Source organism: Parabacteroides sp. 20_3 (genome assembly GCF_964238835.1).
Lineage (GTDB): Bacteria > Bacteroidota > Bacteroidia > Bacteroidales > Tannerellaceae > Parabacteroides > Parabacteroides distasonis.
Window position 1 is genome coordinate 29,794 of record NZ_CAXSNO010000004.1, and the last position, 26,222, is coordinate 56,015.

General features: G+C 45.3%; 25 protein-coding genes and 1 pseudogene. 20 read left to right on the forward strand and 6 right to left on the reverse strand.

Translation table 11 applies throughout. The annotated features are described in order from the left end of the window. Window positions 1–25 precede the first annotated feature (25 nt). From ACESPU_RS09150 to ACESPU_RS09170, 5 genes are all read left to right on the forward strand, one after another. Entirely contained in the window at window positions 26–1,483 is a 1,458-nt protein-coding gene (locus tag ACESPU_RS09150; protein WP_008780047.1) for an aminoacyl-histidine dipeptidase, read from the forward strand. A 150-nt stretch (window positions 1,484–1,633) separates the two neighbouring features. Further along, window positions 1,634–3,121, forward strand: coding sequence for a hypothetical protein (locus ACESPU_RS09155; protein ID WP_158532255.1), 1,488 nt, complete (start codon window positions 1,634–1,636; stop codon window positions 3,119–3,121). A gap of 39 nt (window positions 3,122–3,160) precedes the next feature. Further along, a complete protein-coding gene (locus ACESPU_RS09160) occupies window positions 3,161–4,195 on the forward strand; it encodes an endonuclease/exonuclease/phosphatase family protein (protein WP_044545015.1) in 1,035 nt (344 codons plus the stop codon). A gap of 66 nt (window positions 4,196–4,261) precedes the next feature. Then, complete coding sequence (locus tag ACESPU_RS09165; protein WP_122370014.1) at window positions 4,262–5,950, forward strand: M23 family metallopeptidase; 1,689 nt, start codon at window positions 4,262–4,264, stop codon at window positions 5,948–5,950. 134 nt (window positions 5,951–6,084) lie between these two features. Then, window positions 6,085–7,833 (forward strand): phospho-sugar mutase, encoded by a 1,749-nt coding sequence (locus ACESPU_RS09170; RefSeq protein ID WP_008780043.1) that lies wholly within the window; start codon window positions 6,085–6,087, stop codon window positions 7,831–7,833. A gap of 62 nt (window positions 7,834–7,895) precedes the next feature. On the opposite strand, the gene cdd is transcribed toward ACESPU_RS09170, so the two are convergent. Continuing rightward, window positions 7,896–8,372, reverse strand: coding sequence for a cytidine deaminase (gene cdd / locus ACESPU_RS09175; RefSeq protein ID WP_057327242.1), 477 nt, complete (start codon window positions 8,370–8,372; stop codon window positions 7,896–7,898). Between the two features lie 125 nt (window positions 8,373–8,497). Between cdd and ACESPU_RS09180 the strand changes: the two genes are divergently transcribed. The 8 genes from ACESPU_RS09180 to lpxA all read left to right on the forward strand — a co-directional run bounded on the left by ACESPU_RS09180 (window position 8,498) and on the right by lpxA (window position 16,746). Then, complete coding sequence (locus tag ACESPU_RS09180) at window positions 8,498–9,229, forward strand: bifunctional 2-polyprenyl-6-hydroxyphenol methylase/3-demethylubiquinol 3-O-methyltransferase UbiG (RefSeq protein ID WP_005864356.1); 732 nt, start codon at window positions 8,498–8,500, stop codon at window positions 9,227–9,229. A 73-nt stretch (window positions 9,230–9,302) separates the two neighbouring features. Further along, the gene (locus tag ACESPU_RS09185; RefSeq protein ID WP_005864355.1) at window positions 9,303–10,211 is read left to right on the forward strand and encodes a glucosaminidase domain-containing protein; all 909 of its coding nucleotides are present in this window, start codon (window positions 9,303–9,305) and stop codon (window positions 10,209–10,211) included. Window positions 10,212–10,257: 46 nt separating this feature from the next. Then, entirely contained in the window at window positions 10,258–11,424 is a 1,167-nt protein-coding gene (locus ACESPU_RS09190; protein WP_005864354.1) for an AIR synthase related protein, read from the forward strand. 9 nt (window positions 11,425–11,433) lie between these two features. Further along, window positions 11,434–12,543 carry a peptide chain release factor 1 gene (gene prfA, locus ACESPU_RS09195; protein WP_005854384.1) on the forward strand — a complete coding sequence of 370 codons (1,110 nt, stop codon included), beginning with the start codon at window positions 11,434–11,436 and terminating at the stop codon, window positions 12,541–12,543. Between the two features lie 32 nt (window positions 12,544–12,575). Then, complete coding sequence (pyrF, locus tag ACESPU_RS09200) at window positions 12,576–13,418, forward strand: orotidine-5'-phosphate decarboxylase (RefSeq protein ID WP_005854382.1); 843 nt, start codon at window positions 12,576–12,578, stop codon at window positions 13,416–13,418. 89 nt (window positions 13,419–13,507) lie between these two features. Then, the gene (lpxD, locus tag ACESPU_RS09205) at window positions 13,508–14,551 is read left to right on the forward strand and encodes a UDP-3-O-(3-hydroxymyristoyl)glucosamine N-acyltransferase (RefSeq protein WP_005854380.1); all 1,044 of its coding nucleotides are present in this window, start codon (window positions 13,508–13,510) and stop codon (window positions 14,549–14,551) included. Between the two features lie 6 nt (window positions 14,552–14,557). Continuing rightward, complete coding sequence (locus ACESPU_RS09210) at window positions 14,558–15,943, forward strand: bifunctional UDP-3-O-[3-hydroxymyristoyl] N-acetylglucosamine deacetylase/3-hydroxyacyl-ACP dehydratase (protein WP_005854379.1); 1,386 nt, start codon at window positions 14,558–14,560, stop codon at window positions 15,941–15,943. 17 nt (window positions 15,944–15,960) lie between these two features. Further along, on the forward strand, window positions 15,961–16,746 hold the full coding sequence (gene lpxA, locus ACESPU_RS09215) for an acyl-ACP--UDP-N-acetylglucosamine O-acyltransferase (RefSeq protein ID WP_009018102.1): 786 nt from the start codon (window positions 15,961–15,963) through the stop codon (window positions 16,744–16,746). 101 nt (window positions 16,747–16,847) lie between these two features. Here the strand turns inward: lpxA and ACESPU_RS09220 are convergent. Beyond that, window positions 16,848–17,704, reverse strand: a pseudogene (locus tag ACESPU_RS09220) (PD-(D/E)XK nuclease family transposase). A 121-nt stretch (window positions 17,705–17,825) separates the two neighbouring features. Further along, window positions 17,826–17,951, reverse strand: coding sequence for a hypothetical protein (locus ACESPU_RS09225; RefSeq protein ID WP_255352131.1), 126 nt, complete (start codon window positions 17,949–17,951; stop codon window positions 17,826–17,828). A gap of 72 nt (window positions 17,952–18,023) precedes the next feature. Here ACESPU_RS09225 and ACESPU_RS09230 point away from each other — a divergent pair, with 72 nt between their 5' ends. Further along, window positions 18,024–18,584, forward strand: coding sequence for a hypothetical protein (locus ACESPU_RS09230; protein ID WP_005854369.1), 561 nt, complete (start codon window positions 18,024–18,026; stop codon window positions 18,582–18,584). After that, window positions 18,584–19,483: a tRNA (adenosine(37)-N6)-dimethylallyltransferase MiaA gene (gene miaA / locus ACESPU_RS09235; RefSeq protein ID WP_011966695.1), complete on the forward strand. Its 900-nt coding sequence runs from the start codon at window positions 18,584–18,586 to the stop codon at window positions 19,481–19,483. The genes ACESPU_RS09230 and miaA overlap by 1 nt, the downstream gene beginning before the upstream one ends. Before the next feature lie 127 nt (window positions 19,484–19,610). Here the strand turns inward: miaA and ACESPU_RS09240 are convergent, their stop codons facing one another. Both ACESPU_RS09240 and ACESPU_RS09245 read right to left on the reverse strand, forming a co-directional pair. After that, window positions 19,611–19,982 carry a DMT family protein gene (locus ACESPU_RS09240; protein WP_005854365.1) on the reverse strand — a complete coding sequence of 124 codons (372 nt, stop codon included), beginning with the start codon at window positions 19,980–19,982 and terminating at the stop codon, window positions 19,611–19,613. A gap of 1 nt (window position 19,983) precedes the next feature. Next, window positions 19,984–20,730 (reverse strand): tRNA 2-thiocytidine biosynthesis TtcA family protein, encoded by a 747-nt coding sequence (locus tag ACESPU_RS09245; RefSeq protein ID WP_122144878.1) that lies wholly within the window; start codon window positions 20,728–20,730, stop codon window positions 19,984–19,986. A 111-nt stretch (window positions 20,731–20,841) separates the two neighbouring features. On the opposite strand from ACESPU_RS09245, the gene ACESPU_RS09250 reads away from it, so the two are divergent. The 5 genes from ACESPU_RS09250 to rpiA all read left to right on the forward strand — a co-directional run bounded on the left by ACESPU_RS09250 (window position 20,842) and on the right by rpiA (window position 25,466). Continuing rightward, window positions 20,842–22,290 carry a tetratricopeptide repeat protein gene (locus tag ACESPU_RS09250; protein WP_122144877.1) on the forward strand — a complete coding sequence of 483 codons (1,449 nt, stop codon included), beginning with the start codon at window positions 20,842–20,844 and terminating at the stop codon, window positions 22,288–22,290. Window positions 22,291–22,298: 8 nt separating this feature from the next. After that, the gene (locus tag ACESPU_RS09255) at window positions 22,299–22,787 is read left to right on the forward strand and encodes an NfeD family protein (RefSeq protein WP_009275728.1); all 489 of its coding nucleotides are present in this window, start codon (window positions 22,299–22,301) and stop codon (window positions 22,785–22,787) included. Window positions 22,788–22,797: 10 nt separating this feature from the next. Next, window positions 22,798–23,790, forward strand: a complete 993-nt coding sequence (gene floA, locus ACESPU_RS09260) for a flotillin-like protein FloA (RefSeq protein WP_005854361.1) — start codon at window positions 22,798–22,800, stop codon at window positions 23,788–23,790. An 88-nt stretch (window positions 23,791–23,878) separates the two neighbouring features. Continuing rightward, complete coding sequence (locus ACESPU_RS09265) at window positions 23,879–24,748, forward strand: nucleoside phosphorylase (protein WP_005864339.1); 870 nt, start codon at window positions 23,879–23,881, stop codon at window positions 24,746–24,748. A gap of 13 nt (window positions 24,749–24,761) precedes the next feature. Continuing rightward, a complete protein-coding gene (rpiA, locus tag ACESPU_RS09270; RefSeq protein ID WP_122144876.1) occupies window positions 24,762–25,466 on the forward strand; it encodes a ribose 5-phosphate isomerase A in 705 nt (234 codons plus the stop codon). On the opposite strand, the gene ACESPU_RS09275 is transcribed toward rpiA, so the two are convergent. Continuing rightward, window positions 25,456–26,202 (reverse strand): nitroreductase family protein, encoded by a 747-nt coding sequence (locus ACESPU_RS09275; protein ID WP_005854358.1) that lies wholly within the window; start codon window positions 26,200–26,202, stop codon window positions 25,456–25,458. The two genes, rpiA and ACESPU_RS09275, sit on opposite strands and share 11 nt — an antisense overlap. Window positions 26,203–26,222: the final 20 nt, after the last annotated feature.

Consider the following 26,222-nt stretch of genomic DNA (forward strand, 5'->3'; position numbering starts at 1 on the left):
AACATCTATAATACATTGTAACATTATGAAGATTACTGATTTAAAGCCTACTATCGTATGGAAGTTCTTCCATCAAGTAACCCAAGTGCCTCGCCCCTCAAAAAAGGAAGGCAAAATGATTGAATTCCTAGAATCATTCGCGAAAGAGTACAAAATAGCTATCAAGAAAGATGAAGCCGGCAACCTTTTAATGTCAAAGCCTGCCACTCCGGGAATGGAGGATCGTCCGGTAGTCGTATTGCAGTCTCACATGGATATGGTTTGCGAGAAAAATAACGGTACGAAACACGATTTCGACAATGATCCGATCGAGACGATCGTCGACGGCGAATGGCTGCGTGCCAACGGCACTACTTTGGGAGCCGATAATGGTATCGGTGTAGCGGCCGAGTTGGCTTTGCTTGCCTCCGATGATATCCAACACGGTCCGATCGAATGTTTGTTCACGGTAGACGAAGAAACAGGTTTGACTGGAGCGAAAGCCTTGAAAGAAGGTTTCATGACCGGAGATATCTTGTTAAATCTCGATAGCGAGGACGAGGGAGAGATCTTTATGGGTTGCGCCGGAGGTAAAGACACACAAGCGACTTTCCATTACGAGCCAGTTCCTACGTCCGATAAGATGCAGTATTTCCGTATCGACGTGAAAGGGCTGAATGGCGGTCACTCCGGTGGCGAGATCCACAAAGGATTAGGCAATGCCAACAAGATCTTGGTTCGTTTCTTATTCTTATTGAAAAAGAAATATGATTTCGTTCTTTGCTCTATCGATGGAGGAAACTTACGTAACGCAATCGCTCGCGAGGCACACGCCGTGATCGGCTTGCATCCGGAAAATAAGGAGGATGTACGTATCTTGCTGAACCATTTCGCCGCCGACGTTGAAAATGAGTTGAAACATGTAGACCCGAACGTTCAGTTAGCGATGGAGTCCACGGATCGTCCGGAGTATCATATCGACAATGCCACCGCCGAGAAATTAATCTACGCCTTGCACGCTTGTCCGCACGGCGTAATCGGTATGAGCCACGATATAGAAGGCTTGGTAGAGACTTCTACCAACCTTGCTTCCGTAAAGATGAAAGAAGGCGATACGATCTTGGTCGGTACCAGCCAACGTAGCTCTATCGAATCATGCAAGATCGCTATCGCCAATACGGTAGCCTCCACGTTCCTATTGGCTGGAGCAGATGTAAAACATGGCGATGGCTATCCAGGATGGGCCCCGAACCCCGACTCTAAGATATTGAAGATCGCACAGGAGACTTACAAACGCCTATTCAACAAAGACGCCAAGATCATGGCCATCCACGCCGGATTAGAGTGCGGTTTGTTCTTGGAAAAATATCCGAAACTGGATATGATCTCTTTCGGGCCTACTTTGCGTGACGTACATTCACCCAACGAGCGTATCGAGATCGCTACGGTCGGTTTATGGTGGAGCCACCTTCTTGAATTATTAAAGAGCATCCCCGCAAAATAAACCAACGTTTTTTGCGTTATAAGAAGAGGAAAGACACGATAACCGTGTCTATCCTCTTTTTTTATGTTAATGTCTTGCAACTTTTTTATGATAATTTTGTTTATCTATTGAAACAAGAACACAAGATATTTACAGTTAACATTTACGAAAATGAAAAGATTAACGATAACGCTATTTATACTCGCGACGCTTCTGTTGAACATGCTTCCGGCATGCGACGGTTTGGATGATCATTATTCCACCAACCCGACTTACCGGCTAAGCTTCTCGACAGACACGCTCGCTTTTGACACGATCTTCAGTACGATCGGTTCTACCACTCGTCAATTTATGATCTACAATAAAAATAGTGAACCTCTGAGCATTGAGTCCATCATGCTGGCCAGTGGAGAGTCTACCGGCTTCCGCATGAATGTGGATGGACGCAAAGGTAGCTCATTTAATAATGTAGGGATACTCGCCAACGACAGCATGTATGTATTCGTGGAAGTAACGGTCGATCCGAATGGGGGCAATCAACCTCTGTTGATACAGGATTCCGTACTTTTCACCGTGAATGGCATCCGTCAATCCGTATTATTGGAAGCCTATGGGCAGGATGTTAATCTTTACAAAGGCGGTGTTACGATTACAAAAGATTCTATCCTCACGGCCAATCGTCCTTATTTGATCTACGATAGTTTGGTTATCGCTAAAGGGGTTTCATTGAATATCGAGAAGGGGGCTACTTTCTATATGCATGATAAAGCGAGCCTGATCGTTCACGGCTCCATGAACGCTTTAGGCACCTTGGATGAGCCTATCACTTTCCGAGGCGACCGTTTGGATTATATACTAAATGATATATTACCGTATGACCGGACTCCCGGACAATGGGGAGGCATTACCTTTAAGACGGATAGCTACGGGAATGTCTGGGATAATGTAATCGTACGTAATGGTACCTCCGGTGTATATTGCGAGCCTTCCACCCCGGACCGGCCAAAGATCAAGATAAACAACTCACAGATCACGAATATGGGGAGCGATCTATTCTTCGCCATCAATTGTGATGTTATCGCTACAAATACGGAATTCAGCAATGCCGGAGGAAGTGTACTCACTTTAGTCGGTGGTAAATATTACTTCGCTCACTGTACGATGGCTAATTACATGAGTTTAACCAAAAGGGAAATGGCCAGCGAGACTGTTCCTTTGGATAGTAAATGCCTGTACTTGCTCAATAACGTAACAGTAGACGGAAATGGCCCGTATCCTATCACGCAAGCTTATTTTGACAATTGCACTATCGATGGAAGTTACGATGTCGAATTAAAAGCAGATGGCAGTACAGATTTCGATTATCGGTTCAATCACTGTGCGCTTAAAGCCAAAGAATCCTCCAGCGATCACTTCAAGGAGGTCTTGTTTATCAAAAAGACTCCTTCCTATCGGAAAGTAGGAGGCAAGCAAAATAAATACACCTATGATTTCCGGCCAGATTCCGTATCGACTACCGGAGTCGGAAAAGCAGATCCCGAGATAACGAAGAATTATCCGATCGATCGTTACGGTGTCAACCGGCTAACCAGTTCGAACGGCCCGACCATAGGAGCCTACGAGTTTGTTCAGGAAGAGACCGAAGATTCAAACCAATAAGAATACATTACATATTAACAATTAATCAAAGCTTTAACTATGAAGATTTTTATGTTTTTTCTTTTATTCTTTGCCTCCCCTCCGTTATTTGCCCAAGCTACGTTCAAGGTCATGACCTATAATGTGGAGAACTTTTTCGACACAAGGGATAATCCAACCAAGAATGACGATGAATTTCTACCTTCCGGCAACCGGTACTGGACACAAAGCCGCTACTATCATAAGCTACAACAAATAGCGAAAGTAATAAGCGCTGCCGGGGAATGGAGCACACCGGCCTTAATAGCTCTTTGCGAAGTCGAGAACGACTCCGTCCTGTCTCATCTTACCCGTCGCACACCGCTCCGCTGGCAGGATTACCGATATATTATCACTCAAAGCCCCGATCCCAGAGGTATTAATGTCGCTCTTCTTTATCAACGAGATCAATTCTTTTATTTACGACATGAATCCATTCCAATTCGTTTTTCCGGGAACAAACACAAATTAACCCGAGATATCCTACACGTATATGGAAAGATCATAACAGGCGATACCTTAGATGTTTTCGTGTGTCATTTCCCCTCCCGCTACGGAGGAGAAAAAGAAAGTGAAAAGGATCGTTTTGACGCGGCCCGCACTTTACGGGGATCTAGCGATTCCCTGTTACTGATACGAGAAAAGCCGCAGATACTCATTATGGGAGACTTCAATGATACCCCTCAAGACAGAAGTATTTCCGAGATATTCGCTGCCCAAGCCTTTCCTGAAAATACGCAGATCACAGATTCCACATCTTGTACCTATTATAATTTGTTCGCAAGCCCCCATATAACTCAATTCCCGGGTAGTCATAAATACCAAGGCGAATGGAGCCAACTCGATCAAATAATCGTAAACCGGGATCTCATCACGCAAGAGTCTTCCATGCATATCATTCCGGAAAGCATCCACATATTCGCTCCTGATTTTTTATTGACTAAAGATAAAACATGGCGGGGGGTACGTCCTTTTCGAACCTATTACGGCTTTAAATATGAGGGCGGTTTTAGTGACCACCTGCCATTAGTCATCGATTTCCAAATATGCCCGTAAAAACACGTACGTGTTTTCCATAGACACAAAAAACACTATCTTTGTATCACAAAATACGTAATACCTATGAATATTAGATCCATATATCTAGCCGGTCTATTCGCGATCATCGGCTCCCACATAATCAACACAAACGCCCAGCAACTTAGGAATCCTTTCGATTTCCCGATCTTACTGAGCGGAAATTTCGGTGAGTTAAGAAGTAATCATTTCCATTCCGGAATAGACTTCAAGACACAAGGGGTAGAAGGTAAACCCGTACATACGGTACAAGAAGGATACGTATCACGTATATCCGTAAGTCCATGGGGCTACGGTAACGGGCTTTACATCACACACCCGGATGGAACGACCACCGTATACGGCCATCTACAAAAATTCTCGAAGAAAATAGCGAATTATGTAAAAGAGCAACAATACGCACAAGAAAGTTTCAATGTAAATCTCTTCCTTACGCCGGATTTGCTTCCTGTCGAGAAAAATGAAGTCGTAGCGTTAAGTGGCAATACCGGAAGTTCTGGTGGGCCTCATCTCCATTTTGAGGTACGAGACACCGATACCGAGGAAGTCATGGACCCCTTGGATTATTTCTCGGATCGGATAACCGATACCCGTCCTCCTAAAATCCAAGGAATACAGATCGTCCCCATCGAAGGAAAAGGCGTAGTAAACGGCAAAAGCAAGAAGCTTGAGATAAAACCCGTCACGGCGAAAAACGGGAAACAGACAATCACTGGAAAAATCGAGGCATGGGGAGAAATAGGGCTCGCTGTAAAAGCCTATGATTATATGGATAATACGACTAACATTTATGGCGTACGAGAAATCACGCTCACGGCAGACAGCCAAGTGATTTTCCATAGTAATCTCGATAAGTTCGCATTTGACGAGACCCGTTATCTGAACACATTCACAGATTACGAAGAATGGAAAGATCATCGCTCTTTCTATATGCGTAGTTTCATCGAGCCGGGAAACCGTCTACGCTTCCTTGAAAGCGTAAACCGGGGAATCTTGCGTATAGATGAACCTCGTACCTATCATTTGACGTATACACTTGCTGACGCTTTCGGCAATGCCACCCGTTTATCCATCTGGATCGAGGGAAAGAAACAAGAGATCCCCCAGATCGATACGACTCATACAGAATTATTCCATTGGGGTGGCGAGAATAGGTTCGGCGCTAAAGGCATCCGTCTCGTCCTGCCTAAAGGTAATCTATATAATGACCTCTACTTCCGCTATTCGGTGAAAGAAGATAGTACCTCATTATCAGCCACCCACATATTGCACGATAAGCCAATCCCTTTGCATGGAACGGCCCAGTTATCACTATTCTTGCAAAGCGATACGCTTGAGAATAAACAACAATATGGTGTGGTTCGCTTACAAAACGGACGTGCCTCTTGGATGGGCGGTACATACCGTAATGGCTGGATCGACGCAAATATCAAGGAATTGGGCAGTTATAAGATACAACAAGATACAAAGGCTCCGGTTATCACGCCGATCAACCAACAGACGTGGATCAGCAAACAGAACTTCATATTCCGTTTGTCCGATAACTTAAGCGGGGTACAAACCTACCGGGGAGAAATAGACGGGCAGTTTGTCTTATTCGAGATGAATAATAAATCGGTTATTACCTATCGCTTCGATAAAGAGAGGTTGCAAAGAGGCAAGCATGAACTTAAATTAATCGTAACGGATGCTTGTGGAAATGAGTCGATTTATACACATCCGTTTACTTGGTAGGACGATTTATCGCATTTTTTAGGCAAAATATAAGTCCTTTGATTGCTTTACTTTAAGAAATTCGTATATTTGTTTCTTGTATATTTATCGTATTGAGTAGATTGCTCAACAATAAACACAATAATATTATAAACATGGAAAACAACGACTTATTAGAAATGGTAAGAAGTAAGGCACAAGGATGGCTTACGAAAAGTTATGATGCGGAAACTCGTGCTCAAGTTCAAGCGTTACTTGACAACGAAGATCCTACTGAGTTAATCGAGTGTTTTTATAAAGACCTAGAATTCGGAACAGGTGGATTGCGCGGAATCATGGGGGTAGGTTCAAATCGTATGAATATATATACAGTTGGCGCGGCTACCCAAGGTTTATCCAACTATCTGAAAAAGGAATTCGCGGATTTAGAACAGATAAAGGTTGTCATCGGCCACGATTGCCGTAACAACAGCCGTAAGTTCGCGGAAATATCAGCCGATATCTTCTCCGCTAACGGTATCAAGGTTTATTTATTCGAAGACCTGCGTCCGACTCCGGAAATGTCATTCGCTATCCGTAAACTGGGATGCCAGAGCGGTATCATCTTGACGGCTTCTCACAATCCGAAAGAATACAACGGATACAAGGCTTATTGGGATGATGGCGCACAAATGATCGCCCCGCACGATAAGAATACGATCGCCGAGGTTAACAAGATCCGTAACGCTAGCGAGATTAAATTCAAAGGAAATAAAGAATTGATCGAGATCATCGGACAAGCGATCGATGATGAATATATCAAGGAATTAACAACGATTTCTTTGTCTCCGGAGGCTATTTCCCGCCATAAGGATATGAAGATCGTATACACTCCGATCCACGGAACTGGTGTTAAATTGGTTCCTGCCGCTTTGAAAGCTTATGGATTCACGAACATTATCCATGTACCGGAACAAGATGTTGTTAGCGGTGATTTCCCGACGGTTATCTCTCCGAACCCGGAAGAGCCGGCTGCTTTAGCTATGGCTGTAGAGAAAGCAAAAGAGACTGACGCTGAATTGGTAATGGCTTCCGATCCGGACGCAGACCGTGTAGGTGCCGCCGTTAAGAATAACGAAGGCGAATGGGTACTTTTGAATGGTAACCAAACCGCTTTGATGTTCGTTTACTATTTAATCACTCGCTGGAAAGAGTTAGGTAAGATCAATGGTAAAGAATATATCGTAAAGACAATCGTTACGACAGAGACGATCAAGACAATCGCCGAGCGTAATGGCGTAGAAATGTACGATGTTTATACAGGCTTCAAATGGATCGCTAACGTTATGCGTGAGAACGAAGGCAAGAAAAACTATATTGGTGGTGGCGAGGAAAGCTACGGATTCCTTTGCGAGGATTTCGTCCGCGATAAAGACGCTGTCTCCGCTTGCGTTATCTTAGCCGAGATCGCAGCTTGGGCAAAAGATCAAGGTTTGAGTTTGTATCAATTGCTTCAGAAGATTTACGTGGAATACGGCTTCTCTAAGGAGAAAGGTATCTCTGTCGTGAAGAAAGGCAAGAGTGGAGCGGAGGAGATCGAGGCTATGATGAAAAAGTTCCGTGAGAACCCGTTGACAGAGATCGCAGGCTCTAAGGTAACTTATTTCTACGATTATTCTACATTGAAAGGTAAGGACTATGCGGAGAACGAAACCGTTACATTAGATATGCCTACTACCTCTAATGTGCTTCAATACTTCACGGAAGATAATACAAAAGTATCTATCCGTCCTTCCGGAACAGAACCGAAGATCAAATTCTATTGCGAGGTTCACTCCAAGGTAAAGAGTATCGATGAATTGCCGGAGGCAGAGAAAGCGGCAGAAGAAAAGATCAATCAGATCAAGGCTTCTTTAGGGATCTAATCGAACTTAATTATTACATATAGAGGCAAGGGCGAGAATCGTTCTTGCCTCTTTTTATTCTATCAGATCAAATCAGACTTACTGAAACAAAACGGCAACAAGGCCGTCGCACTCGGAACGAGATACGCTTCCTCTTTTCCACAAAGAAGGACTTTCATAGGTTTGTTATAACGTTGCTCGGTTTCCGACATCACTTGCCGGCAGGCACCACAAGGCGTGATAAGATCCACACGTTCCCCATCCTTCATAGCCGCAATCGCCAAAATCTGAACTGCCGCATCCGGATAACGTGCTCCCGCATAAAATAAGGTGGTCCGCTCCGCGCAAAGCCCAGACGGATAGGCTGCGTTTTCCTGATTATTTCCGGAAAGTATCTCCCCATTCTCCAATAGAACCGCCGCTCCCACATGAAACTTGGAATAAGGAGCATAAGCTTTTTTCGAGGCTTCAAAAGCGGCCTCGTACAATTGCCTATATATATTGTCCAATTCTCCTACCGCATAGACCTCTACCCGGGTCTCTAATTTCAATTCTTTCATTTTCTTGATTGTTTTAATGTTTTGAAAGAAACATAACTATAATTCTTATAGGCTATAAATATAAAAAGAATATATTAATTTCGCACTCACATCATAGAATATACCTTAATATAGAACAAAGACATATGCATTCAATGCTTCTTACATCCGATAAAGACCCGATGGGCGCCGCTATCATCGATTATCTCGCACATGGAAAAGCGAGCAAACTCCGTGTATTCTCCTCCATGTTCGATGAAGATGAGATTCCCGTGAATCAATTATTCCGGACTTTCCAAGAAATGCCCTCCTTGGAACAGAAAGCCCTTCAACTCAGTACAGGTAAAATATTGGATGTTGGTGCCGGAAGTGGATGCCACACCTTGGCTTTACAGGAAATGGGTAAAGAGGTTACCGCTATCGACATATCCCCTCTTTCCATAGAGGCCATGAACAAACGGGGCGTAAAAGACGCCCGCTTACAGAATTTTTTTGACAGGAGCTTAACCGGACCATTCGATACCATTCTTCTCTTAATGAACGGTTCCGGGATTATCGGTAAACTGGAAAATCTCCCGGCTTTCTTTCACCGCTTAAAAGAGGTTCTAGCCCGGGACGGACAGCTTTTACTTGACTCTAGCGACTTAAGTTATTTATTTGAAGATGAAGACGGGAATCTGGATATCGCCCCTGAGGATGATTATTTCGGAGAGATCGATTTCCGCATGCAATATAAAAGTATCAAAGGGGATTCATTTGATTGGTTATATATAGATTTCAACACGCTGAATCTATACGCAAGGCAAGCCGGCTTTAAAGCGGAAAAAATAGAAGATGGGGAGCATTACGATTATCTAGCCCGTATCTCCTATTTTTAACCCATCAATTCCCAGTAGATATGTATTTTCTTTTATATATTTGTCCGGTAAAATCGGATCGAAAAGAACAGTTATGCGTTTATCCCTTCATTTTTTAGGTATATTATTATTGTCCCTCGCCTGTTTAAGCGCAGGGGCAGAAAGCCAGCGGAAGCTGACTTCCTATCAAAAATACATCAGTAAATACAGTGATTTGGCGATTCAACACCAAAAGAAATATCGCATTCCGGCAAGTATCACCTTAGCGCAAGGATTACTGGAATCCGGAGCTGGGCAAAGCGACTTGGCCAGACGCTCCAACAATCACTTCGGTATCAAATGCCATTCGGACTGGCGAGGCGGCAGGGTCTATCACGACGACGACCTGCGGGGAGAGTGCTTCCGGAAATACAAACGAGTAGAGGATTCTTATGATGACCATTCCCGCTTCCTCGCCGAACGCTCCCGCTACGAACGCCTGTTCAAATTAAACATCAAGGATTACAAAGGCTGGGCCAAAGGACTACAAAAATGCGGTTACGCCACCGATCGTGCTTACGCAAATAAATTAATCAAGGTTATCGAAGATTATGAGTTATACCGCTTTGACTCCGGTAAGGGAACAAAGAAGACCTCTACCAAGAAGCAAAATCTTCCGGTGTTCAATTATCAAGTCTATCGTACCCACGGTTTGATCTATGTATACGCTAAGGATAACGACAGTTTCGACCAGATCGCCCGAAGCATGGGATTCAAGGCCAAGCAGTTGATGAAATTCAACGAGGTGCCCGAGGACTTCCCGTTGCAGGAAGGCGATATCGTATATCTGGAAAAGAAAAAGAAGAAAGCGGACAAGCCGAATTACGACCACGTGGTACAAGTCGGAGAGTCTATGCACAGTATCGCACAGATGTACGGAATCCAGATCAAGAGTCTGTATAAAATGAATAAAAAAGACAAAGATTACATCCCGGAGGAAGGAGATGTCTTAAAACTTAGATAAGTAACATAAAAAAGTATTACCTTTGCGGTTCAAATAATATAGTACAATGAGTGATCAACGTTATAACCTGCGAGGCGTTTCCGCTTCAAAAGAAGATGTTCACAACGCAATAAAGAACATCGATAAGGGAATTTTTCCGAAAGCGTTCTGTAAGATCATCCCCGATATCTTAGGCGGTGATCCTGAATATTGTAATATTATGCATGCGGATGGTGCCGGTACCAAATCGTCCTTGGCGTATATGTACTGGAAAGAGACCGGAGATCTTTCGGTGTGGAAAGGTATCGCCCAAGACGCTCTTATCATGAATATCGACGACCTGCTTTGTGTAGGTGCCGTAGACAATATCTTGGTCTCTTCTACAATTGGACGTAACAAGCTGTTGGTTCCGGGCGAGGTGATATCGGCGATCATCAATGGAACAGATGAGTTGCTGGCAGAGTTACGTGAGATGGGCGTTGGTTGCTATGCGACAGGTGGCGAGACCGCAGACGTTGGCGACTTAGTTCGTACCATCATCGTAGATAGTACGGTCACTTGCCGCATGAAACGTTCGGACGTAATCGACAATAAGAATATCCAAGGAGGAGACGTGATCGTAGGTCTGGCATCTTCCGGACAAGCCACTTACGAGAAAGAATACAATGGAGGTATGGGTAGCAATGGTTTGACCTCTGCCCGCCATGATGTCTTCTCCAAGTATTTAGCGCAGAAATATCCGGAAAGCTACGATGCCGCCGTTCCCGAAGAATTGGTTTACTCCGGAGGATTGAAACTTACGGATAAGATCGAGGAATTAGGGATAGACGCCGGAAAGATGGTGCTTTCGCCGACACGTACCTATGCGCCGGTAATTAAGGTATTGCTTGATAAACTACGCTCTCAAATCCATGGCATGGTACATTGTTCGGGAGGGGCTCAGACAAAAGTTATGCACTTCGTAGAGAACAAGCGTGTAACCAAGGACAATCTCTTCCCTATCCCACCGTTATTCCGCACGATTCAGGAGCAGAGCGGTACGGACTGGAGCGAGATGTACAAGGTATTCAATATGGGACACCGGATGGAGATCTACATCGCTCCCGAGCATGCGGAAGAAGTAATCAGCATCTCAAAAAGCTTTGGTATTGATGCGCAAATCGTGGGTTTCGTAGAGGAAGCTGATAAAAATGAATTGATTATCGAAAGCGAGAAAGGTCGCTTTACCTATTAATAAAGATAAATGGCCGAAAATAGTTTACTTGGTAAATTAGACGGATTAGTGAGCCGTTTCGAGGAAGTCGGTACGCTTATTACCGACCCGGCGGTGATCGCCGACATGAAACGGTTCGTAAAACTGAACAAAGAGTACCGTGATTTGGAGAAAATCGTGGGAGCTCGTTCGGAATACGTGAAAGTATTGAACGGGATCGAGGAAGCGAAAGCCTTGCTTGAGTCCGAGCAAGATCCGGAAATGCGGGAAATGGCCCGTGAGGAGCTGGATACCTGCAACGAACGTATTCCCGCTTTGGAAGAAGAGATAAAATTATTGCTCGTTCCCGCTGATCCGCAAGACGACAAGAACGCGATCGTTGAGATACGAGGAGGAACGGGAGGTGACGAAGCCGCCCTTTTCGCCGGTGATCTATATCGTATGTACGTGAAGTATTGCGAACTGAAGGGATGGAAAATAAGCGTGTCTAGCTTTAGCGAAGGCTCGTCCGGTGGTTTTAAGGAAATCATCTTCACGGTATCGGGCGAGAAAGTATACGGAACGTTGAAGTATGAGTCCGGTGTACACCGTGTACAGCGTGTACCGGCTACGGAGACGCAAGGACGTGTACATACCTCCGCCGCTACAGTCGCCGTATTGCCTGAGGCGGATGAATTTGATGTTGAGATTAATGAAGGGGAGATTAAATGGGATACCTTCCGCTCCGGTGGGGCTGGTGGTCAGAACGTAAACAAGGTGGAATCAGGTGTCCGTCTGCGTTATGTCTGGAAGAACCCCATTACAGGTGTGAGTGAGGAAATCTTGATCGAATGTACGGAGACACGAGACCAGCCGAAGAACAAAGAAAGGGCGCTTACCCGTCTTCGTTCGTTTATTTATGACAAGGAACACCAGAAATACCTAGACGATATCGCCAGCAAGCGTAAGACCATGGTATCTACCGGTGACCGTTCCGCGAAGATCCGTACGTACAATTACCCGCAAGGGCGTATCACGGATCACCGTATCAATTACACGATCTATAATCTTTCAGCCTTTATGGACGGCGAAATTCAAGATTGCTTGGATCACCTGATCGTAGCGGAGAACGCTGAGCGATTAAAAGAGTCTGAATTGTAAACACATCCAATCATTTCATACTGAATAAGAAAATGAACAAACAACAGCTATTCGAGAATATTAAAAAGAAACAATCCTTCCTTTGTGTCGGATTAGATACAGATATAAAAAAGATCCCGCAACATCTTTTGTCGGAAGAAGATCCTATTTTCGCATTCAATAAAGCGATCATCGACGCTACCGCCGATTATTGTGTCGCTTACAAGCCGAATCTGGCTTTTTACGAAAGCCTTGGTACAAAGGGCATGATGGCTTTTGAGAAGACTGTGGCTTACTTACGGGAGAATTATCCCGATCAATTTATCATCGCCGACGCGAAACGCGGTGATATCGGAAATACCTCCGAGATGTATGCCCGTTCTTTCTTCGATCATATCAAGGTAGATGCCGTAACGGTCGCTCCCTATATGGGCGAGGATAGCGTAAAACCATTCTTGATCTACCCGGAGGCTTGGGTAATCTTATTGGCCTTGACCTCCAATAAAGGCTCACATGATTTTCAAATGACGGAAGACGCAAATGGTGAACGTCTTTTCGAGAAAGTACTAAAGAAATCGCAAGAATGGGCTAACGATGAGCAAATGATGTATGTAGTGGGCGCTACCCAAGGCAAGATGTTCCTTGATATCCGTAAACAGGCCCCGAATCATTTCTTGTTAGTTCCGGGCGTAGGCGCTCAAGGTGGAAGCTTGGCGGAAGTAGCTCAATACGGGATGAACGACCAATGCGGTCTTTTGGTAAATTCTTCCCGTGCGATTATTTACGCGGATAAGACGGAGGCTTTCGCCAACGTAGCCCGTGAGGCGGCACATGCCGTACAGAAAGAAATGGCCGGTTATCTACATGATAAGGGAATTATTCCCTGCAAAGCATAGGCTATATAAAGAATTTTCACCATTTTTGCAAACTAACTGTCTATAAACAGCGGACAGTCAACGAAGATACATATATAATTGAATAAGTAATGGAGTTTTCAGCCCAACAAATTGCCGGCTTCCTGAACGGAACGATTGAAGGAGATCCGAACGTTAAAGTCAGCAACTTCTCTAAAATAGAAGAAGGAAAGCCAGGTACATTGACCTTTTTGGCGAATCTTAAATATGCGCATCATATTTATAATACCGAGGCAAGCATTGTTTTGGTGAATAATGATTTCAAACCGGAACAACCGATAAGAGCCACACTTGTAAAAGTAGAGAACGCTTATGCGGCGCTCGCGATGTTATTAAATTTGGTAGAGCAATCGAAGAGCAAAAAGAAGGGGGTTGATTCTACCGCTTTTATCGCCGCTTCCGCGATCGTGAGCGACGATTGTTATGTCGGTAACTTCGCCTACATCGGAGAAGGCGTAAAAATGGGTAAGAACTGTATGGTATACCCGCACGCTTATATCGGTGATCACGTGACGGTAGGAGATAACTGCGTATTCTATCCGCATGCCACCGTTTACGAGAATTGTATAATCGGCAATAATTGTATCCTTCATGCCGGTAGCGTAGTCGGGGCTGACGGTTTCGGATTCGCTCCCGAAGGTGAGACTTACAAGAAAATCCCGCAATTAGGCAACGTTATTATCGAGGATGATGTAGAGATCGGAGCCAATACGACAATTGACCGTGCGGTGATGGATTCTACGATCATTCACCGAGGCGTTAAGCTGGACAATCTCGTACAAATCGCTCATAACGTGGAGGTAGGCGAGAATACCGTGATGGCGGCGCAAGTCGGCATCGCCGGTTCCGTAAAAGTAGGAAAGCATTGTATGTTTGGCGGACAAGTTGGTTTGGCCGGACATATCCATGTGGCGGACCACGTCGTATTCGGAGCTCAGGCTGGCGTTATCAGCGACGTGAAGGAAGCGACGACATTGCTCGGGGCGCCGGCGATCAACGCTAAGAACTTCATGCGTTCCAGCGCGATCTTCAACCGTCTTCCGGATATATACCGCTCGCTGGGGCAAATGCAACGGGAGATCGAACAACTCAAGAAAGAAATTAATAAACAATAAAGACCTATGCAAAAACAGAAAACGCTTGCGGCAAGTTTCTCCTTGAAAGGAAAAGGGTTGCATACCGGATTAGATATAGAGATTACGTTTAATCCCGCACCCGAGAACCATGGATACAAGATCAAACGTGTCGATATGGAAGGCCAACCGACGATTGACGCCTTGGCCGAGAACGTGGTTAATACACAACGGGGTACGGTGCTTAGCAAGAATGGCGTTCAAGTAAGTACGATCGAGCACGCGATGGCGGCTTTATACGCTTATGAGATCGATAACTGCTTGATCGAGGTAAACGCACCCGAGTTTCCGATCCTAGACGGAAGTTCTCGCTTCTTCTCCGAGGAAATCCAAAAGACAGGGGTTGTTGAGCAAAACGCTCCGAAGGATTATTATATCGTAAAGCACAAGATCGAGGTAAAAGATGAGGAAACCGGTTCTTCGTTGATCATCCTTCCGGATGATAAGTTCAGCGTGAACGTATTGATCTCATTCGATTCGCCCGTGCTTTCCAACCAATTCGCCACGTTGAACGATCTCAGCGAATTCCCGACAGAATTGGCGGCTTCACGTACGTTCGTATTCGTACGCGAAGTGGAGATGTTGCTCAACAATAACTTGATCAAGGGTGGCGATTTAGACAATGCGATCGTTATCTACGACCAGAAGATACCGCAAGAATCTTTGGACAAATTGGCGGATATGCTGAACATCCCTCACAAGAACGTGCAGGAATTAGGTTATATCAATAACAAGCCGCTTGTATTCGATAACGAACCGGCACGTCATAAATTGATCGACGTGATCGGAGATATCGCCTTGATCGGTAAGCCGATCCGCGGACGTGTGATCGCTACCCGTCCGGGACATAAGATCAATAACCAGTTAGCTCGTATGATCCGCAAGGATATCAAGATGAACGAGGTGCAAGCCCCGGTATACGATCCGAACCGTGAGCCGGTGATGGATATCAACCGTATCCGTGAATTATTGCCGCACCGCTATCCGTTCTTATTGGTTGACAAGATCATCGAGGTTGGCGGGAACTATATCGTAGGCGTAAAGAACATCACGACCAACGAACCGTTCTTCCAAGGGCATTTCCCTCAGGAGCCGGTCATGCCGGGAGTCCTGCAGGTTGAGGCTATGGCACAAACAGGTGGTTTGCTAGTCTTGAATTCCGTAGATGAGCCAGAGCGCTATTCTACCTACTTCATGAAAATAGATGGCGTGAAATTCCGCCAAAAAGTCGTTCCGGGCGATACGTTGATCTTACGTCTGGAATTATTGGCACCGATCCGTCGCGGGATCTCTACCATGAAAGGGTATGTATTCGTTGGTGATAAATTGGTTAGTGAAGCCGAGTTCATGGCTCAGATTGTAAAAAACAAATAATAAGATAAAGTACGATAATGAATATATCTCCTCTAGCAGTCGTTCATCCAGAGGCCCAGATCGGCCAGAATGTAACTATCGATCCGTTTGCCGTGATTGAGAAAGATGTCGTAATCGGTGATAATTGCCATATATATTCTCACGCCGTTATCTTGGATGGCGCACGGATTGGTAAAAATTGCAATATTTTCCCGGGAGCGGTCGTTGCCGGTATCCCTCAAGACATGAAATTCGCGGGGGAAACCACGACGGCGGAAATCGGAGATAACACGACGCTTCGCGAATGCGTGACGATCAACCGGGGTACCGCTTCCAAAGGTAAGACCGTGGTAGGTCGCAATTGCTTAATCATGGCTTATTCGCACGTGGCCCATGATTGCGTCTTAAAAGACCATATTATCATCGGTAACGCTTCGCAAATCGCCGGGGAGGTAGAGATTGATGATTTCGCTATCGTAAGCGGAGGTTCCTTGGTGCATCAGTTCACGCGTATATCCAAGCACGTGATGGTACAAGGCGGTTCTCGTATCGGAAAAGATATCCCTCCTTATACCTTGATCGGCCGTGATCCGATCGTTTATTGCGGTATCAATATCGTAGGTTTACGTCGCCGGGGATTCACGAATCAGCAGGTATTCTTGATTCAAGACATCTATCGCACGCTGTATACCCGAGGCTTGAATAATACGGAGGCGCTGAAAGCGATCGAGACCGAGTACGAGCCTAGCGAGGAACGGGATTTGATCCTCAATTTCATCAAGTCTTCCAGCCGGGGTATCGTAAGAGGTTCGATCGACGAATAAGCGACACGGACATCCGAACAACCAAAAACAAATCGGCGCAAATCCGCATCTTACGATGAGGGGTTTGCGCCGATTCGCTATTTATGTCGCCAAAAGGTTATTTATAGGGTAATTCCCGTGATCTGCCGGATCATTTCAAGATCGATCCCCATAGCTTTCATCTTCTTGGCGTTTTCTAGATTCGCTTCTGCCTTACCTTTCGCCTCGCCTTCCGCCAGTCCTTCCATATGTCCTTCCATATGTCCTTCCATACGTCCCTCAAGCTTCGCCGAATCCAACACGTCATTTTGTATCATGACCGCATTCAAGTGTTCGTCATAAGCGTGTCTGTCCTCAGGAGTCATGGAGTAGTATTTTAATTTTTCTCGAGCTTCGCCTAATCCCGGAGCCATGGTGCCGGGACGGATCGTTCTGTCCTTAAGGTAGTTCATCCATTCCTCTAAGGGAGTGACGGCTACCTTATCGAACTCGTTGACCCGTATAAGTATGTATTCGGGGAAAATCTCGGAAGGTAGCCGGGAAACAATCGCATTCCTCTCTTTCGTGTTGACTACCAATTGATCCTTGGTATGTACGCCGATGAAATGATTCTGCCCGTGATAAAGGTAGTCCTCGCCCAGTGATATGTACTCGGTTATGGTTTTCGCCACGCCATAGAGTACCTGTTCGAGATAATATAGCTTGCGAATATTTTGTATTTTCACGATGATGATCTCGCCCTTGTCGTTAAGCGCCTTGGCGTACACCCTGTTGAACTTGTCATCCTCATGACAGTTGATTACCCTCGCTCTCCAGCAGCTCCACGATGGTAATCTTCTCTCCAAGAAAAAACCGTGAGAAAACCCTCCAGCACACCGAAGTTGGCTTTTTGCCGGAGCAGTCTCTTGATCGCCCAATCGAAACGTATGTATCGGTCTTTTAATTCTTTTATGCGTTGATCCTCCTTTTTTTTATCCATAGTTGATAGGTTTTAAGTTACGGCCCAATAGCGGGCGGTGCCATAAAGATATGTCATTTCGGGCGAAAGACAAAAGATTGATATCTGATACTGTGATTTTTATTATTTACCCATATTACAATTACCTATTCAAGGTGACAACTGCCGCTAATATCTCAGCCGCAGATTCCGTCTCTTTGACGAAGGTTGAAGACGAAGCTACGACGGTCGCCTCAGATACAGGGATCAGACGCGCACCCTCTTTCATTATTTATAGCGACGTATATTGGGTATATCCATATTTTTACTACTTTTGAGGCGATAATAAAACTAAACAACTATGCTATTTAGATTTCTAATCCTATCAGATGAAGCAGATGACTTCAAGCGCGAGATCAAGATTGATTCCGAGTCTACTTTCTTGGATTTGCAAAACGCCATCCTCGACTCTGTAGGTTATACAAAGGATCAAATGACCTCTTTCTTCATATGTGACGATGACTGGAGTAAAAAGACAGAGATCACATTAGTGGAGATGGATACCTCTTCCGAGGAAGACAGCTATGTCATGGCCGATACTCAACTGGAAGAATTGTTGGAAGACGAGCACCAAAAACTACTTTTCGTTTTCGATTATATGACCGAACGTGCCTTCTTCATGGAACTTCGTGAGATCGTTCCGGGAAAAGACTTGGATGCTCCTATTTGCAGCAAATCGGTAGGTACGCCTCCCGCCCAAATAGTTTCTTTCGATGAGTTCGAGGCTAAGAACGGTAGCACGGACGTAGGAGAAGATTTTTACGGTGACTCCGAATACGATATGGACGAATTAGACAAAAGCGGCTTCGACGGTTTAGGCGAAGGTCCGATGGATAATCCTTACGACGACGAGCGCTTTTGATGAATTCCCTCGTTATATTACTTGGGCCGACAGGAGTCGGAAAGACCGAGTTAAGCCTCCAAGTGGCGGAACGTTTCGGCTCTCCGATTATCTCTTCCGACTCCCGTCAGCTCTATAAAGACCTTCCGATCGGCACGGCTGCCCCTACACCGGAACAAATGGCACGTGTCAAGCATTATATGGTAGGCACTCTCTCACTTACCGATTATTACAGCGCCAGCAACTTCGAGGAAGATGTGGTCTCCCTCCTATCCGAATTACATAAAACGATCCCGACCGTCGTAATGACCGGAGGCTCTATGATGTACATCGACGCCGTATGTAAAGGTATTGACGATATCCCGACGGTTACACCGGAGATCCGGGATGCCCTATACATGCAATTTGAAACCGAGGGACTAGCCCCTATCCTCGCTGAATTAAAAGAAGCAGACCCCGTTCATTACGAGGAAGTGGACCGGAATAATTACAAACGAGTGATCCATGCCGTAGAGATTTGCCGGATGACAGGCAAGCCTTACTCCTCCTTCCGCACGAACATTAAGAAAGAGCGTCCGTTCCGGATCATCAAAGTAGGGCTTAATAGAGATCGTGACGAATTATGCGACCGCATCAACCAACGTGTAGATCAAATGATGAGCGAAGGATTATTGGAAGAGGCTCGCCGGGCTTATCCCTTCCGTCATTTGAATTCCTTGAACACGGTAGGTTATAAAGAATTATTCAATTACTTCAGCGGAGAATGGACATTAGACCTCGCCGTGGAGAAAATCAAACGAAACTCCCGGGTCTACGCCCGGAAGCAAATGACTTGGTTTAAACGGGACCCAGAAATAACATGGTTCCATCCGGATGAGACCGAAGCTATATTTACACATCTGAGCCAACAGATCATATAGCGTTTTAACAATGCCCATTATAAGGTGCTTACAATGGGCATTATAAACATGCTTGAATAGGCATTGTAAGCATCTTAAAATAGGCATCAAGGTTTTCCGCTGATTATCAAAGCCAAACGCAACGACTTTATTTCTTGAAAACCAGATAAACCGCCGCTACCAAGAATACGAAAGCAAGCGCATGGTTCCATTTAAACGACTCCCCCTTAAAAGCGATGGTACTGAAGGCCACGAATACCACCAACGTAATCACCTCTTGGATCACTTTCAATTGAATCAAGTTGAACGGCCCCCCGTTATCCCGGAAACCGATGCGATTCGCCGGTACTTGGAAACAATACTCAAAAAAAGCGAGAAACCAACTAAACAGGATTACGCCAAACAAAGGAAGATGCTCAAACCAACTGAATTGTTGCTTCATCTTCAAATGACCATACCAAGCGCATGTCATAAAAATATTAGACACGATCAACAATAAAATCGTATAAACACTTTGCATATTATCTTATTTTTCGAGGTAAATAATCTTCTTGTATATTCGTCATGCTCCCCCAAAGGCTGTAACGGGCCTCCGGATTGATCGCTTCCAGACTTTTCAGCAGCTCTTTCATATCCGAACGACTGGAACCCGACTCATAAGGACAGTTCTTCAATTGTTTCCGGTACCCTTTCCATGCGGCGACCTGAATCAACTCCCTCTCTTCCACCAGACACATCGGACGGATAATCTCCATATCAAACTTATCCATTTTCAACCGGGGAGGCATTGTTCCGAAAGCCCCTTGGTGGGTCAGGTTCATCAACAGTGTCTCTAGGATATCATCTTGATGATGCCCTAGCGCAATCTTATTGCATTTATGAGCCTTAGCGATCTCAAACAAAGCTTTCCGGCGAGTCCAAGAGCATAAAAAGCAGGGAGATTTGCGAGTGTCCGTAGAAGGATCGAAACTTGTCTCATGGACAATGAAAGGCAAATCATGCTCCTCCGCGCAACTTCTAAGATATTCCCGATCCGAACAATAAGGGATATTCGTCATCACGATATGCGCTACCACGACCTCAAACCGAGGACAATAGATTTTCGACCTGCGCCCCAGTAAATCCACCAAGGCCAAGGAATCTTTTCCTCCGGACAACCCGACCAAGATCCGGTCACCATCATTGATCAAGCCATAGTCGAAAATCGCTCTCTTTACCTTATTCTCTATCTTGCGAAACAAACGTTCGTCCGCTGTCAATTTTGCCATATCTTTTCTTTACGGGCGCAAAATTATACATTTATCTTTTCGATTTGTATGCCTCTACAAAAATATTCTTATCTTTGAAACTGCATAACTATATAATCTAGAATAGACAAAATGAAACGGTTATCCAAAAAGCTGCTTTATACGCTAGGAGTTACACTCCTATGCGGAGGAATGCAACTACATGCGCAAAGTCTTGATCAGGCAAAAAAATTATATAACGACGGGAAATACGCGGAAGCCAAACCTGTGTTCGAGAAACTAGTGAAACAAGCGCCAAGCAATGCCTCTTATAATCAATGGTATGGTGTTTGCTGTTTCGAGACCGGAGATTTAGCAGGAGCGGAGAAACATCTTAAGGTTGCCGTAAAGCGTAGGGTACAAGACGCTTATCGATACCTTGGAGAAGTATACTACCAGACCTATCGTTTTGACGAAGCCGAGGAGATGTTCGACGAATACATCACCCTCCTAACAAAAAAGAAACAAGATGTGGAGCCTTACCAGATCCGTATGGACTTGGCGAACAAAGCAAGCCGTATGCTTGATAAGGTAGAGAATGTCCAGATTATCGATAGCTTGGTCGTTGATAAAGATGATTTCTTATCAGCCTATACCTTAAGCGAGGAAAGCGGTACGTTGACCACTTACCAAGATTTCTTCCAGACAAACGATCCGGGCAACTCATCGGTATACATGAACCAGAAGGGGGATAAGATTTATTACGCCCACTCGACAGACGGTAACCACAATTGTCTTTTTACCCAATCCAAGCTCATGGATCAATGGGGAGACGAGAAACAGTTACCGATGAATATCAATAGTGACGCCGACGATGGGTATCCATTCGTGCTATCCGATGGCGTAACGATTTATTACGCATCCAAAGGGAACGGCTCTCTGGGCGGATATGATTTATTCGTCACCCGTTACAACATCAATTCCGATACTTACCTTACACCGGAGCAATTGGGCATGCCCTATAACTCCCCGTTTAACGATTATATGATGGTGATCGACGAAGCCAAGCAATTGGGATGGTTCGTTTCCGATCGTTATCAACCGGAAGGAAAAGTCTGCGTATACTTATTCATCCCGAACGACAACCGCGAGCGAGTAGATAGCGAGGATGTCGAACTAAAACGTGCCCGGGCCTCTATTGCCTCGATCAAGGATTCATGGAAACCCGGATCGAATTACGAAGAGCTTATTCATTTAGCCCATACCGAGATTCCTTATGGACGTATAGAAATAAAGAAAGATTTCACGTTCCCGATCCATGATGATATCGTTTATTACACCTTAGACGATATCCAAAGTCCGGAAGCGAAGAACTACTACGAGAAAGTAGTTTCCATCCATAGACAGATCAAGGAGCTAAATGAGAAACTAGAGAGTTTACGAGCCAGCTACATCAAAGGGAATAAGGCGAAGCGAGAACAACTGAAGCCTACGATTCTTGATGCGGAAGAAAAGTTAAACAACCTGCTCGGCCAACCGGACGAATGGGAGAAAAAGGCACGTAACGCAGAGATCGTATACCTAAGAAACAACCATAAATAAGAAGAACTATGCTACTGGACATAGCCATCATCGTCTTCCTCATGGTAGCGGCCATCCTACTGATACTGGCGGAGATATTCCTTCTTCCGGGAATAACACTCGCGGGTATAGGCGGGGCTATTTTCGCTATCGGCGGAGTCGTTTTCGCTTATACGGTAGGTATATGGGTAGGGCATCTGACTTTATCCTTATCAATCATTACATTCGGAATAATCTTCGCTTGGTTATTGCGTTCCCGGTCTTTTAACAAGATCGCTTTAAAGACAGATATCGATTCCAAGCTGACATCCAGCAGGGATCTCGGAATAGAACCCGGAGACGAGGGGATCACGCTCTCACGCTTAGCCCCTATCGGCAAGGCCCGGATTAAAGGTATTAACGTGGAAGCGAAATCTCAAGACGAATTAATCGATGAGAACACGCCGATCGTAGTGATCAGGGTAGACAGTTACAACGTAATTGTCCGTCCTAAAGAAGAAACAAATATTCACGCTTAATTTTTTATATATGGAAATAACCTTTTTGCCACTTATCCTATTGGGGGCCGCAGTACTTCTGCTGGCAATCTTTTTCTATTATGTGCCGTTCCTGTTATGGATCTCGGCCAAAGTATCAGGAGTCAATATCTCCTTGATCCAGTTATTCTTGATGCGTATCCGAAAAGTTCCTCCCTACATCATCACTCGTGCGATGATCGAAGCGCATAAGGCAGGAATAAAGACGCTTACACGCGACGAGCTGGAAGCGCACTATTTAGCGGGTGGACATGTCGAGAAAGTAGTGCATGCGCTGGTTTCCGCGTCGAAAGCGAATATCGACCTTCCTTTCCAGATGGCTACCGCTATCGACTTGGCCGGACGTGACGTATTCGAGGCTGTACAAATGTCGGTAAATCCGAAAGTGATCGATACCCCTCCGGTAACAGCGGTAGCGAAAGACGGAATCCAGTTAATCGCCAAGGCACGTGTCACCGTTCGTGCGAATATCAAGCAATTAGTGGGTGGTGCCGGAGAAGAGACGATCTTAGCCCGTGTAGGTGAAGGTATCGTATCTTCCATTGGTTCATCCGAAAGCCATAAGACCGTATTGGAAAATCCGGATTCCATCTCGAAATTAGTGCTTCGCAAAGGGCTTGACGCCGGAACAGCTTTCGAAATCCTTTCCATCGATATCGCCGATATCGATATAGGTAAGAACATCGGCGCTTTCTTGCAAATGGATCAAGCTCAAGCGGATAAGAATATCGCTCAGGCGAAAGCCGAGGAACGCCGTGCGATGGCTGTCGCCCTCGAGCAAGAGATGAAGGCGAAAGCACAAGAAGCCCGTGCCAAGGTGATCGAGGCAGAAGCGGAAGTTCCCAAGGCAATGGCAGACGCTTTCCGCACAGGAAACCTAGGCGTAATGGACTATTACAAGATGAAGAACATCGAGGCGGACACTTCTATGCGTGAAGCGATAGCTAAACCGACCGGTACTCCATCAAAACCATTAAAGGACTAAAATAGTTATATACATGGAACTATCTCCAAGGGCAGGGTCGCACCTTGCCCTTTTATGATTAAAAGTAAACTTAATTAGCTGATCGAATATGAGAACAATCCCCGCTTCAGAATTAGCGATCCATTCAGATGGTAGTGTTTTCCACCTGCATTTAAAACCAGAACAACTCGCGGATCGTGTGGTACTTGTTGGCGATCCCGCACGGGTTACAACCGTCGCTTCCTATTTTGAGTCTCAGGAATGTGAGGTTTCCAGCCGGGAGTTTCATACCATCACGGGCCAATACAAGGGAAAACGTATCACGGTTGTATCCCATGGCATCGGTACAGATAATATTGATATCGTATTAAATGAGTTGGACGCTCTCGCTAATATTGACTTCTCAACCCGTACGATCAAGCCGGAATTCAAGCAACTTTCCCTAGTTCGTATCGGGACTTCCGGAGGGTTACAGCCATTTGTCCCGATTGGGACTTACGTAGCTGCGGAGAAATCGATCGGATTCGATGGAGTCATTTATTTCTACGCAAATAGTAATTCCGTTCGTGACGCAGACTTGGAATCTGAATTAATAAAACAGCTTGATTGGCGGCTTAGCGGCATATGGCCTTATGTCGTATCGGCAGATCCATCGTTGATCGAGCAAATCACCCGTAATGATATTATCCGGGGAACGACTATCGCGGCCAATGGCTTCTACGGGCCGCAAGGGCGCGAGCTCCGATTGCCCTTGACTGATCCGGAATTGAACCGGAAAATAGAGGCTTTCGAGTACAACGGGCGAAAGATTACGAACTTCGAGATGGAGAGCTCCTCTTTAGCTGGTCTGGCCGCTCTCATGGGACACCGGGCAATGACCGTATGTTGTATTATCGCCGGACGTGTGGATAATCATATGAATACGGATTATAAAGGTTCTTTGGAGGAACTGATTGAAACTGTATTAGACCGTATATAATAATATCAAGACTATGAAGTGGGATCATTCACTAATCGATACGTTGGAATGGGGGAATCAGATCTCCCATAAGGAAGATAAAATAAAGATAGCGGACCTTATCGCATCTAAAGTCGAAAACGGACAAGTCATAGGTGTTGGCTCCGGTTCTACCTCCTATCTAGCGTTGATTCGCATAGCGGAACGTATCCGGACGGAACGTCTTTCCATCTTGGCGATCCCCACTTCATTAGAAATCCGGATGACTTGCGCCCAGCTAGGCATTCCGGTTACCAGCCTGTTTTCCCACAAGCCGGACTGGACCTTCGATGGGGCTGATGAAGTAGATTCCCACTTTAACTTGATCAAAGGGCGTGGAGGCGCCATGTTCAAGGAAAAGCTATTAATCAGTTCCAGTCCGCAGACCTATATACTGGTCGATCCTTCCAAGAAAGTGGAGAGGCTGGGAGCTAAATTCCCGATCCCGATAGAGATTTTCCCGGGAGCTCTCACCTATGTAGAGGACAGACTCCAGCGTTTGAACCCCGGTGAGATAAAACTTCGTATGGGGCAAGGTAAGGATGGACCGATCATTACCGAGAATGGCAATATGATCCTAGACGTATGGATGGACTATATCCCTGAAAATACAGAATCCACTCTCAAGTCGATTACGGGCGTACTCGAGAGTGGACTCTTTATGAACTATAAGGTAGAAGTATTAGGGCTTACTTCATGAATCCTTGTTGTTTCAATACCTTCAAGAGCACCTCGGAGAAATGTTCACTATTTTTCTTCGTATAGCGTACGTCCGTAAAGACCTGCGCCAGTGTTTCCTTATTATTCTCCCTTACAAACTGCTTATTCACCTCTAATGCCTCTTTCTCACTATACAAGGCATCGATGGAAGCCGGAGTAAAGTCCGTATAAGTCTCGTTTTGTACCACAGCCGCCAATGGTAAACGTTCAACTTGAGCGGGTATAGGCTCTGCCGGATAACCCACCGTAACCGTAACGATCGGGACAACCAGACGGGGAAGAGAAAGCGCCTCAATGATCTGGTCCGCATTATAAGCCGTCGTACCCAGATAGCAAATGCCTAAGCCTTTTTCCTCAGCGGCATTGCAGAAACTCTGGGCGAACAACATCGCATCTATCGTCGAAGCGATAAACGTTTGTAAATTATCGAATCCGGCCTCCGCTTTCCTGCACTCCGCCCATTTCACGAAACGGTTCGCGTCCGCACAAAAAGTAAGTACCACCGGGGCTCCCGTAATCATTGGTTGGTTAAAATGAGCCGGAGCCAGTTTCTCCTTGTTCGCAGGGTCGCGGGTAACCACGACACTATACAATTGCATATTTCCTGTATTCGAGGCACGAGTAGCCACTTCCAATAATTCATTCAGCAAAGACTCCGGGATATCCTGATCCGTATATTTACGGATACTTCTTCTATTCTTCATGCATTCTAACATAGCAATCCTATTTTTAAATT